General features: G+C 67.2%; 11 protein-coding genes. 8 read left to right on the top strand and 3 right to left on the bottom strand.

Annotated elements, in window-relative coordinates; translation table 11 throughout:
- From ACXJKR_RS13635 to ACXJKR_RS13615, 5 genes are all read left to right on the top strand, one after another.
- Nucleotides 1-683: ABC transporter substrate-binding protein (locus ACXJKR_RS13635; protein ID WP_457323287.1), on the top strand; the 683-nt coding region annotated here is incomplete at its 5' end.
- Between the two features lie 133 nt (nt 684-816).
- Nucleotides 817-1776, top strand: a complete 960-nt coding sequence (locus ACXJKR_RS13630; protein WP_457323289.1) for a branched-chain amino acid ABC transporter permease — start codon at nt 817-819, stop codon at nt 1774-1776.
- Between the two features lie 4 nt (nt 1777-1780).
- Nucleotides 1781-3079 carry a branched-chain amino acid ABC transporter permease gene (locus ACXJKR_RS13625; protein ID WP_457323286.1) on the top strand — a complete coding sequence of 433 codons (1299 nt, stop codon included), beginning with the start codon at nt 1781-1783 and terminating at the stop codon, nt 3077-3079.
- Nucleotides 3076-3852, top strand: coding sequence for an ABC transporter ATP-binding protein (locus ACXJKR_RS13620; RefSeq protein ID WP_457323285.1), 777 nt, complete (start codon nt 3076-3078; stop codon nt 3850-3852). The genes ACXJKR_RS13625 and ACXJKR_RS13620 overlap by 4 nt, the downstream gene beginning before the upstream one ends.
- 11 nt (nt 3853-3863) lie before the next feature.
- On the top strand, nt 3864-4559 hold the full coding sequence (locus ACXJKR_RS13615) for an ABC transporter ATP-binding protein (RefSeq protein WP_457323288.1): 696 nt from the start codon (nt 3864-3866) through the stop codon (nt 4557-4559).
- A gap of 10 nt (nt 4560-4569) precedes the next feature.
- Here the strand turns inward: ACXJKR_RS13615 and ACXJKR_RS13610 are convergent, their stop codons facing one another.
- Nucleotides 4570-5079 carry a diguanylate cyclase domain-containing protein gene (locus ACXJKR_RS13610; protein ID WP_457323284.1) on the bottom strand — a complete coding sequence of 170 codons (510 nt, stop codon included), beginning with the start codon at nt 5077-5079 and terminating at the stop codon, nt 4570-4572.
- A gap of 247 nt (nt 5080-5326) precedes the next feature.
- On the opposite strand from ACXJKR_RS13610, the gene ACXJKR_RS13605 reads away from it, so the two are divergent.
- The 3 genes from ACXJKR_RS13605 to ACXJKR_RS13595 are packed head-to-tail and all read left to right on the top strand — an operon-like array spanning nt 5327 to nt 9066.
- The gene (locus ACXJKR_RS13605; RefSeq protein ID WP_457323283.1) at nt 5327-5881 is read left to right on the top strand and encodes an ECF-type sigma factor; all 555 of its coding nucleotides are present in this window, start codon (nt 5327-5329) and stop codon (nt 5879-5881) included.
- A gap of 3 nt (nt 5882-5884) precedes the next feature.
- The gene (locus ACXJKR_RS13600) at nt 5885-8581 is read left to right on the top strand and encodes a protein kinase domain-containing protein (protein ID WP_457323282.1); all 2697 of its coding nucleotides are present in this window, start codon (nt 5885-5887) and stop codon (nt 8579-8581) included.
- A gap of 38 nt (nt 8582-8619) precedes the next feature.
- On the top strand, nt 8620-9066 hold the full coding sequence (locus tag ACXJKR_RS13595) for a hypothetical protein (RefSeq protein ID WP_457323281.1): 447 nt from the start codon (nt 8620-8622) through the stop codon (nt 9064-9066).
- Between the two features lie 18 nt (nt 9067-9084).
- On the opposite strand, the gene ACXJKR_RS13590 is transcribed toward ACXJKR_RS13595, so the two are convergent.
- Together ACXJKR_RS13590 and ACXJKR_RS13585 are read right to left on the bottom strand one after the other, a co-directional pair.
- Nucleotides 9085-9936, bottom strand: a complete 852-nt coding sequence (locus ACXJKR_RS13590; RefSeq protein ID WP_457323280.1) for a J domain-containing protein — start codon at nt 9934-9936, stop codon at nt 9085-9087.
- Nucleotides 9937-10022: 86 nt separating this feature from the next.
- Nucleotides 10023-11313 (bottom strand): proton/sodium-translocating pyrophosphatase (locus ACXJKR_RS13585; protein WP_457323279.1); only part of this gene is annotated, 1291 nt, incomplete at its 5' end.

Here is an 11313-nt window from a genome sequence, read left to right as displayed (position 1 = left end):
GCCACCAGGTCGCCAAATACGCCAAGGAGATGTTGGCCCGCAAGCGCCCCGACRTGCAGATCGTCGGCGAGGACCTGCACCCGCTGGCCCAGGTGCGCGATTTCGCCCCCTATGTCGCCAAGATCAAGGCCAGCGGTGCCGACACCGTCATCACCGGTAACTGGGGCTCGGACCTGGCCCTRCTCGTCAAGGCCGCCAACGAGGCCGGCTACAACGGCAAGTTCTTCACCTACTACACCGGTGTGACCGGCACGCCGACGGCACTGGGCACCGGCGGCGCGGGCCGCGTCTTCCAGGTGGCCTACAGCCATTACAACCTGGGCGGCCAGGCGCAGAAGGACGCCGAGGAATACAACAAGAAGTTCAACGACGACATGTACACGCTCAGCGTGCAGCACATCTACTCGCTGCTGAGCCAGGCCATGGCCAACGCCAAGTCGACCGACCCGGTCAAGGTGGCCGCGGCGATGGAAGGTCTGACAGTCAAGAGCTTCAATGGTGAAGTGACGATGCGCAAGACCGACCACCAGCTGCAGCAGCCGCTGTTCATCTCGGTCTGGCAGAAGGCCGACGCCAAGTACCCCTACAGCCCCGAGAAGACCGGCATGACGCTGGCGCCGGTGAAGATGTACGACAGCTACGTGTCGTCGACGCCGACGTCCTGCCAAATGAAGAGGCCCTGAGCCCCTGGGTGCCTGACTCGACCGCGCCCCGCTCGCGAGCGGCGGCGCGATCCTCCTGACTTTGCCGGCCACCGCCTTGGATCAAGTCTTCATCAATCTGCTGAACGGCCTGTCGTCCGGCCTGCTGCTCTTCATGCTGAGCTCGGGCCTGACGCTGATCTTCAGCATGATGGGCGTGCTGAACTTTGCCCACGCCAGCTTCTACATGGTGGGCGCCTACATCGCCTATTCGCTGGTGGGCATCATGGGCTTCTGGCCGGCGCTGCTGTTCGCGCCGCTGGCCGTTGGCGTGCTGGGGGCGGGCTTCGAGAGGCTGGCGCTGCGGCGCGTGCACAAGTTCGGCCATGTGCCCGAGCTGCTGATCACCTTCGGCCTGTCCTATGTGGTGCTGGAGCTGGTGCAGTTGATCTGGGGCCGTACCGCAGTGACGTYCACGCCGCCGGCGCTGCTGGAGGGGTCGGCCCTGACCATCGTTTCGCGCGCCCAGGAGGGCATGTCGCTGGTGCTGGGCAAGGCCTCGCCCGAGGTCTGCGCGGTGGCCAACTGCTCGACCTTCCCGGCCACCAAGGCCTTCATGATGTTGGTGGCCCTGCTGATGCTGCTGGCGCTGTGGCTGCTGCTGACGCGCACCCGCGTCGGGCTGATCATCCAGGCCTCGCTGACGCACCCAGAGATGGTCGAGGCGCTCGGCCACAACGTGCCGCGCGTACTGATGCTGGTGTTTGGCAGCGGTTGCGCGCTGGCAGGCCTGGCCGGCGTCATCGGCGGCATCACCTTCGTGACCGAGCCCAACATGGCGGCGTTCATCGGCGCCATCATCTTCGTCGTCGTGGTCGTCGGCGGCATCGGCTCGCTGGCCGGCGCCTTCGTCGGCTCCATCGTCGTGGGTCTGTTGCAGACGCTGCCCTTGACGATCAACGGCTCCCTCGCCACGCTGCTCGGCAGCCTGGGCTTCACCATCACCCAGGCCACGCCGGGCTACCCGCTGCTGCGCCTGACGATGGCCGAGGTCGCCCCCATCCTGCCCTATCTGCTGATGGTGCTGATCCTGATCTTCCGGCCCAAGGGCCTGCTGGGCACGCGGGAAGACTGATCCGATGAGCAAGTCCAAGGATTTCCATTTCAAGCCCCACAACGTCGGGCGCTGGTTCGTCTGGGGTTTCTTCGCCCTCATCCTCTTCGTCGCCCCGCGCATCTGGACGACGGGCCTGGCGCAGACCATGCTGACGCAGATGGGCATCGGCGTCATCGCCTGCCTGGCCTACAACATCCTGCTGGGCCAAGGCGGCATGCTGAGCTTCGGCCACGCTGTCTACAGCGGCATGGGCGCCTTCCTCGCCATCCATGCGCTGAACATGGCCGGTGCCGGCACGCTGGGCATTCCCGTCAGCCTGATCCCGCTGGTGGGCGGCTTCGCGGGCCTGGTCTGCGCGGCGCTGCTGGGCTACGTGTCGACGAAGAAGGCCGGCACGCCGTTCGCGATGATCACGCTGGGCATTGGCGAACTGGTGTTCGCGCTGACGCTGATGCTGCCTGAGTTCTCGGGCGGCGAGGGCGGCGTGTCCAGCAACCGCGTCATCGGCAAGCCCTTCATGGGCATCAGCTTCGGCCCGCAGATCCAGGTCTACTACCTCGTCGCCGTCTACTGCTTCATCTGCACGGCGGCCATGTTCGCGCTGACGCGCACGCCGCTGGGCCGCATGCTGAACGCCGTGCGCGACAACCCCGAGCGTGTCGAATTCGTCGGCTACGACACCCATTGGGTGCGCTTCATGGCCTTCGCCATCTCGGGCTTCTTTGCTGGCGTCGCGGGCGGCCTGGGGGCGATCAACGCCGAGATCGTCAATGGCAGCGACGTGCTGCACGCGGCGCGCTCGGGGGCCTTCCTTCTGTTCACCTTCCTGGGCGGCGCGACCTTCTTCTTCGGTCCCATCATCGGCGCCGTGCTGATGGTCATCTGCGGCGTGCTGTTGTCGGAGCTGACCAAGGCCTGGCTGCTCTACCTGGGCCTGATCTTCCTGTTCATGGTCATGTATGCCCCGGGCGGCTTTGCCAGCCTCATCCTGATGAACCTGCGCGTGGCGGCCTTCGGCAAGTTGAAGAAGCTCTGGACCTCGTATCTCGCCCTGGCCGGCACGGCCCTCGCAGCGCTGGTCGGCGCGGCGACCATGATCGAGATGCTCTACCACCGCCAGCTCAACGAGGCCCTGGGTCCCGAGCTGCGCTTCATGGGCGCGACGCTGAACAGCGGCACGCTGGATGCCTGGTTCGGTGCCGGCTTCCTCATCGTCGTCGGTGCGGGTCTTTTCGAGYTGGTGCGCCGCCACTATGTGCACGAGTGGGGTGAGATCCAGGAAGACATCGAAAAAGAAATCAAGCGGAGGGAAGCCCTGTGAGCACGGCCTACGCCCTCGAACTGCGCGACCTGCGCAAGAGCTTCGGCAAGAGCGAGATCATCCGCGGCGCCAACCTGGCCGTGCAGGCCGGCGAGCGCGTGGCCATCATCGGCCCCAACGGCGCCGGCAAGAGCACGCTGTTCAACCTGATCAGCGGCCGCTTCGCGCCGACCTCGGGCGAGATCCATCTGCATGGCCAGCGCATCGACGGCAAGAAGCCCTACGAGATCAACCGCCTGGGCCTGTCGCGCAGCTTCCAGGTCTCCAACCTGTTCACGCGGCTGTCGGTGTTCGAGAACATCCGCTGCGCCGTGCTGTGGAGCCTGGGCCACCGCTACGCCTTCTGGAAGTTCCTCGCCGACCTCGAGGACGCCAACGATCGCACCGAGCAGATCCTCGAGATGATCAAGCTCGACCGCAAGCGCGACGTGCTGGCCATGAACCTCACCTATGCCGAGGCGCGGGCACTGGAGATCGGCATCACCATCGCCGGCGGCTCCAGCGTCATCCTGCTGGACGAACCCACGGCCGGCATGAGCAAGAGCGAGACCAAGCGCTTCATCCAGCTGATCCGCGACGTCACCGTTGGCAAGACCCTGCTGACCGTGGAGCACGACATGGGCGTCGTCTTCGGCCTGGCGGACAAGATCGCCGTGCTGGTCTATGGCGAGGTCATTGCCTTTGACACGCCCGAGGCCGTGCGCGCGAACGCACGCGTGCAGGAAGCCTATCTGGGCTCGGTGCTCGCGGAAACACAGGCGGCGGCAGCATGACGCAAGGAAGAATCCTCAAGCTGGACAACGTCCACGCCTTCTACGGCAAGAGCCATGTGCTGCATGGCGTCAGCATGGAGGTCAAGCCGGGYGAGATCGTCAGCCTGCTGGGTCGCAATGGCGCTGGCCGCTCCACGACGGTCAAGACCATCATGGGCCAGGTCGACGTCAAGGGCTCGGTCATGTGGGGCGACCAGGAGCTGGTCGGCCGCAAGGCCTACGAGATCGCTCACATGGGCCTGGGTTACGTGCCCGAGAACCGCGACATCTTCCCCAAGTTGACCGTGCACCAGAACCTGATGCTGGGGCAGAAGTCCAAAGCCAAGAACCCGCGCTGGGGCTTCGAGGACATGTACAAGATGTTCCCGCGGCTGCGCGAGCGCCAGCATACCGAGGCCGGCGTGCTGTCCGGCGGCGAGCAGCAGATGCTGACACTCTGCCGCACGCTGATGGGTGACCCCGACCTCATCATGATCGACGAGCCCACCGAAGGCCTGGCACCCAAGATCGTCGAACTGGTGGCCGAGTACCTCAAGGAGCTGAAGAACCGCGGCATCGCCGTGCTGCTGGTCGAGCAGAAGCTGGCCATCGCGATGGAGATCTCCGAGCGCTGCTACGTGATGGGCCACGGCCGCATCGTCTTCGAAGGCTCGCCGGCGGATCTGCGCGCCAATGCCTACATCCGCAAGGAGTGGCTGGAAGTGTGAGGAGCGCTGCTCAGTCGCCCCCAGCCGCCGGCAGGTTCGCCCGCGCCGCTTCCGCCAGCTCGGCGCCGTTGCGCCCGGCCTGCGGGAACACGGCGGTGCCCAGGCGCACACCCACCTGCATCAGCCGGCCGTCGACGCCATAGGCGCCTCTGAGAGCCTGCCGCAGCCGCTCCTCGACGAGCTCAGCCTCGGGCGCGCCGGCCGCTACCAGCAGCACGGCAAAGCAGTGCTCTCCCATGTGCACGACCTCGTCCGCGCTGCGTACACGGTTGCGCAGGCGCAGGCTCACGGTCTGGATCAGGTTGTCGCGCTCGGCAGGGCTCAGGGTGCCGTCAGGCCGTGCCAGCAACTCGACCTGCAGCCACAACAAGGCCAGCTGCTCTCCCTTGCGGCGGCACTGCGCGAACTGGCGCGACACGCGCAGGCCGAATGCGCCGAGCGAGTCCACCTTGGGCACCTGCGTGAACGTGCCGGCGCGATCGGGCGGGGGAGGGTCGTCGGCGAGCTGGGATTGGAGCATGGCATCACGCGTTGGATTGGACGGCGCTGGCGGCCACCTGGCCGTTTCACAGCGGGGTGAGGAGCAATGAATGGGCGGCCCGCGGCTTTTGCCGGCTCCCTGGCTTGGCTTGGACATCGCTCCTCATCCTCTTAAACGGGGGATGACCGCCAAACCCGACATCGGGATGCAAAAAAGTTGCCGCTTACCGGTAGCAGGCTCGTAACCAACCCCTGCGCCGGCGTTACCAGCCGTTAGAGTGCGGCCGGTGCAAGCCATCACCCAATTGCTGCAGGCCGCCGGCCAAGGCGACCGCGCCGCCGCCGACCAGGTGGTGGCCCAGCTCTACGTCGACCTGCAGCGCCTGGCGCGCCGGCATGTGCGCGACGCGGGTCATCTGACGTTGCTCGACACGACGGCCCTGGTGCACGAGGCCTGGATGCGCGTGGCCGGCGCCCAAGGGACTGATTTCCCGGACCGGCGCCACTTCCTGGCCTATGCCGCCCAGGCCATGCGTTCGGTTGTTGTCGATCTGGTGCGCGCCCGGCGGGCCGAGCGCCGTGGCGGTGGCGAGTTGCATCTGACGCTGGACACCGCCGTCGCCGACCTACTGCCCCATGGCGACGCCGACGTGCTGCGCGTGCACGAGGCCCTGGACGAGCTGGCCCAGGTGGAGCCCCGCCTGGCCCAGGTCGTCGAGATGCGCTATTTCGCTGGCCTGAAGGAACCAGAGATCGCCGCGGCTCTGGGCGTGACCGAACGCACCGTGCAGCGCGACTGGCAGAAGGCCCGCCTGTTCCTGTCCATGAGCCTGGCGGGCTAGTCCATGGACAGGCAACGCTGGCTTGCCCTGAGCCCTTTGCTGGACGAGCTGCTGGACTTGCCTCCGGCCGCCCGCGAGCTTCGCCTGGAGCAGCTGCAGAGCGAGGACGCCGACGCTGCCGAGCAACTGCGGCGCATGCTGTCGCGCGCCGAGGAATTGCAGCAGCAGGGCTTCCTGAGCGAGCCCGTCGTGGCGCAATGGCAGGAGGCGTTGGCCTCGGTGCCCGACGACACACCGCCGCCCGACCTGGCCGGCCAGGCCATCGGCCCCTATCTGCTGGAGCGCCAGCTGGGGCAGGGCGGCATGGGCACAGTCTGGCTGGCGCGGCGCGCCGACGGTCGTTTCGAGGGCCAGGTCGCGGTCAAGTTCCTGATGGCCGGCCTGTTCGGGCGTGGTGACGCGGGTCGCTTCGCGCGCGAAGGCGAGATCCTGGCCCGCCTGTCCCACCCTCACATCGCCCGGCTGCTGGACGCCGGCCTGCACCAGGGCCAGCAGCCCTATCTGGTGCTGGAGTACGTCGATGGCCAGCCCATCGACGTCTACTGCCGCCAGCAGCAGCTCGATGTCGAGGGCCGGGTGCGCCTGTTCCTCGACGTGCTGGGCGCCGTGGCACATGCCCATGCGCGGCTGATCCTGCACCGTGACCTCAAGCCCAGCAACATCCTCGTGACGCGCGAGGGCGACGTGAAGCTGCTGGACTTCGGCATCGCCAAGCTGCTGGCCGATGCGACCCAGGCGGAGCAGGGGGCCGCCGCCACCGAGCTGACGCAGCGCGCCGGCAGCGCCTTCACACCGCAGTTCGCCGCGCCCGAGCAGGTGCAGCAGTCAGACGTGACGACGGCCACCGATGTCTACGCCTTGGGGGTGCTGCTCTATCTGCTGCTGGGCGGCCATCACCCGACCGCCGACGACACGCAGACGCAGCTGGACCGGCTCAAAGCCGTCGTCGAGCATGTGCCGCGGCGGTTGTCGGACGTGGCGGCCAGCCAGGACGACACCGTCATCGCCGGGCAGGCGCGGCATCTGCGCGGCGATCTCGACACCATCGTCGCCAAGGCGCTGAAAAAGGCCCCAGCCCAGCGCTACGCGAACGCGCAGGCGTTGTCCGAGGACTTGCAGCGCTGGCTGGACCATGAACCCATCCGTGCGCGCCCGGACAGCCGGCTCTATGTGCTGGGTCGGTTCGTGCGCCGCCACCGCGTGGCCGTGGCGGCTGGCGGTGTGGCCGTGGGGGCCCTGCTGGCCCTGACGACCACCAGCCTGTTGCAGGCCCACCGGGCGGAACAGGCAGAGCAGCAGGCCCAGGCACGGCGCCAGCAGGCAGAGGACGTGCTCAGCTTCATGCTGGGTGAATTTGCCGACAAGCTGCGCCCCATCGGCCGCCTGGAGTTGCTGGACAGCGTCGGCGGCAAGGCATTGAAGGTGCTGGACAGCTCGGGGCCGCTCAGTGCGTCTGATCGGCTGCAACGGGCCAAGGCCTTGACCGTGATTGGCGAGGTCAGGGTGTCCAAGCGGGACCTGGAGGGCGCGCAGGAGCCGCTGGAGACGGCCACCGAGCTGCTGCAAGGCGATCCTCCCGCGGCCGACATGACGGCGGCCTGGCGCAAGGCTCAGGGCGCCGCGGCGTTCTGGCAAGGCGAGGTGTTCTTCCGCCAGCGCCAGCTCGAACCCGCCGAGAAGCATTGGGCCCGCTATCGCGACGTCAGCGCGAAATGGCTGCAGGCCGATGCAAAGGACGCGGATGCGCAGCTGGAGCTGTCCTATGCCGAGAACAGCCTGGGCAGCCTGTGGTTGAGGCGGGGGCAATTCGCTCAGGCGGAAGAAGCTTTCAGGCATTCCCTGGTGCTCAAGGAGAGCTTGCTCGCCAAACGCCCCGACGACGCCGCCTTGCAGAGTGATTGGGGAGATACCGTCAGTTGGCTGGGCGGGCTGCTGCAGTTGACGGGTCGGTATGCGGGTGCTGCCCAGGCGTTCAACCGCGCGCTGCCGCCTGTGCAGTCGCTGCGCCAGCGGCACCCTGCGGACCTCGAATGGTTGAAGCGCGAGACCGGGCTGCTGCTGAATCTGAGCGACACCCAGATGGCGGCCGGCCTGAGCACTTTGACGGTGCTGAGCCAAGCCAAGTCAGCCGCGGATCAATTGCGGCGAGGTGACCCCGCCAATGTGAGCTGGGCTTTCCTGGCCCTGGAGATTGACGCCAACCTGCTGGCGCAACGGGCCGACTTGCCGCCAGACGCGCGCGCCGTACAGGCCTTGGCCCTGCTGCAGAAGCTGGAGGGTCTGCGACCGGGCAAGCCGCCCCTGGACAGCTGGCTGCCTCGTTCGGTCCGGCTGTTGGAACTGGCGGCCAGTCCTGCTTGTGCAAGCCCGGCGTGCGAGGCGCGCGACCAGGCCCTGGTGCGAGTCGAACAACGCTTGTCCGCCGTGATGGCCAAGCGCCCCGTATCCCTGGAAGCCTTGAACGCAGCGGTGCGACTGCAATTGTTCAAGGCGAACCTGAATGCTACTGACGCGTCCGCCAGGCAGGCGGCTTGCGGCCAGGCGCAGCAACTGCTGCAGCTTCGCGCGGGATGGCTGCAGGCGCATGCCGAGTTGACTCAACGTTGGCTCGAAGTACAGAAATGCCTGGATCCGCGAGTCGTCGACCAGCCTGACTGGCAAGCAGGCCGTGCCTGGCTGCATCGGCAGCGTGAACTGTAGCTGCCACCTCTTTCCCCACCACAACCAGAGAAGTCCCTATGTCGACCTTCGTTCCTCCCTACACCGTCACAGTCACCGGTACCGCCGGTGGATTGGCGCAATGCGCTTATGTCGATGGCAATGGCCAGTCCGTGCCGTCGGGCACGGTGCTCACCACGACGACCCCCGCGGGGCAGGATGGTGAACTGCCGTTCTCCTTCGTTGAAACGACGGTCGACGGCATGAGCCTGCGCCTGGTGGGCGCCGCGGTGAAGACGGTTGGCAACGACCCCACCATGAACCCCTACAACTACCTGCCAGCCAGCAGAACCGAGTCGGACGGCGCCTGGTGGGACGGCGTCATCGTTCCTTGGTCTGCCGATACCTACACCCGGCGTGGCGTTGTGTTGCTGTTCGCTCAGATCAGCGCTACGGGTGACATGGTGAACTTCTTTCCCAGCTCGGACCCGCAGACGCAGAACGATCAGTCGCAAGGCTGCGACTGATCCCGCAGGACGCCGGGCTCAGCCCAGGCCCAGCCCCGTCAGCCGCTGGTAGCGCTTGCGCAGGAAATCCGCCGCCATGCGGGCGTCGCTGCCGACACGCTCGCCGATGTAGAGCTCCTGGCGGCGCTCGGCGATCTGGGTGCGCAGCCGCGCGGCCATGATGTCCAGTGGCCGCATGCCGCCGGTCTCCGCCCGTTCGATGGCGATGCGCAGTTGGTGCATCTGCAGGTTGTGCAGCAAGGCCGTCTGCGCCTGCACGATGCGGATGCGGCCCTGCACGAGGTGCTCGCACAGGCCGAGCCAGGCGCGTACCGCGTCAGCCGGGCCGCCGATGACCTTCTCGGGGAGTTCGCCCGCAGYGAGCAGCAGCGTTTCCAGCCGGTGGCGGTCGCTGTTCGCGTAAGCCTCGTTGACGATCATCATGCGCTGCTCGCAGACCTCGCGCTCCGGACCGGAGGGCGCCAGGTCGGGGTGAAAACGCATCGCCGCGCGCCGGTACAGCGTCTTCAGGCTGGGCGGCGGCAGGTCGGTCAGGGGCCCCGTGGGTTCGGGCGGCAGGGGCGTCGCGTCGGGCAGGGCGGGCACATCGGGCCAAGCCTTGGCGCGCTGGGATGCCGACACCGGGGCGTCGACACCCTGGCGCTTCAAGGCCTCAGACAACAGGGCCGTGGCCTGGTGCAACTGGGCGTCGATCTCGTCGAGCTCGCGCATCAGCGGGCCCAGGGCCTCGAGATAGCGCTGGCGAAAGCCGAGCAGCTTGGCGCGGGCGCCGTCGTGATCGGCTTCCAGCACGGCGAGGTAGCGCTGCAGATCCTGCAGTTGTTCGCGTCGCCGCGACAGCTCGTGCCTCGTGATTGCCATGCTCGCCATGAGCCGCGATTTTGCCTGGGCCAGACGGAGAAACGGCCCGAGAAGTCTGATTTCTCGGGCCGTTATGCCAGGGATTTACCTGGGTGTTACTGAGATGCGGCCGACGCGGGCATCTCCGCGGTGCTGGCCGCCGGTGCCGCCACGACAGCCGGGGCTGCGACGGGCTCGGGGGCCTTGCTGCCCGCAGGCAGCGGCAGCAGCGGCACGATCAACAGGGCCACGATGTTGATGATCTTGATCAGCGGGTTCACGGCCGGGCCGGCGGTGTCCTTGTAGGGGTCGCCCACGGTGTCGCCGGTGACGGCGGCCTTGTGCGCTTCCGAGCCCTTCTTGTGCAGCACGCCCTTGTCGTCGGTGAAGCCTTCCTCGATCAACTTCTTGGCGTTGTCCCAGGCGCCGCCGCCGGTGCACATCGAGATGCCGACGAAGAGGCCGGTCACGATGGTGCCCATCAGCAGGCCACCCAGTGCCGCCGGGCCGAGGATCAGCCCAACCAGGATGGGTGCCACCACGGGCAGCAGTGAAGGAACGATCATTTCCTTGATGGCGGCGGTGGTCAGCATGTCGACCGCGGCGCTGTAGTCGGGCTTGCGCTGGCCGGCCATGATGGCGCCATCGGCGAACTGCTTGCGCACCTCGACGACAACGGCACCGGCGGCCCGGCCGACAGCTTCCATCGCCATCGCGGCGAACAGGAAGGGGATCAGGCCGCCGAGGAAGAGGCCCAGGATCACCTTGTGGTCGGACAGCGAGAACACCTCGTGCATGCCACGCGCTTCCAGCGCGTGCGTGTAGTCGGCAAACAGCACCAGCGCAGCCAGGCCCGCGGAGCCGATGGCATAGCCCTTGGTGACGGCCTTGGTCGTGTTGCCCACGGCGTCCAACGGGTCGGTGACGTCACGCACGGAAGCCGGCAATTCGGCCATCTCGGCAATGCCGCCGGCGTTGTCGGTGATGGGACCGTAGGCGTCCAGCGCGACGATGATGCCGGCCATGCTGAGCATGGAGGTGGCCGCGACGGCGATGCCGTACAGGCCCGCCAAGGCAAAGGCCGCGTAGATGGCCGCGCAGACGAAGAGCACCGGCCAGGCGGTGGACTTCATCGACACACCCAGGCCGGCGATGACGTTGGTGCCGTGCCCGGTGGTGGAGGCCTGCGCCACGTGCTGCACCGGGTGGTACTGGGTGCCGGTGTAGTACTCCGTCACCCAGACCATGGCCGCCGTCAGCGCGAGGCCGACCGCGCAGGCGCCGAACAGGGCCATTGCGCTCGTCGTGCCACCCGTGCTCAGCTCTATGGGGCCGGGGAACATCGCCTTGGTGACGAAGAAGAAGGCGATCAGGCTCAGCACGCCGGCCACGATCAGGCCCTTGTAC

Source organism: Roseateles sp. P5_E11 (genome assembly GCF_054049355.1).
This window is presented reverse-complemented; position numbering and strand designations above follow the sequence as displayed.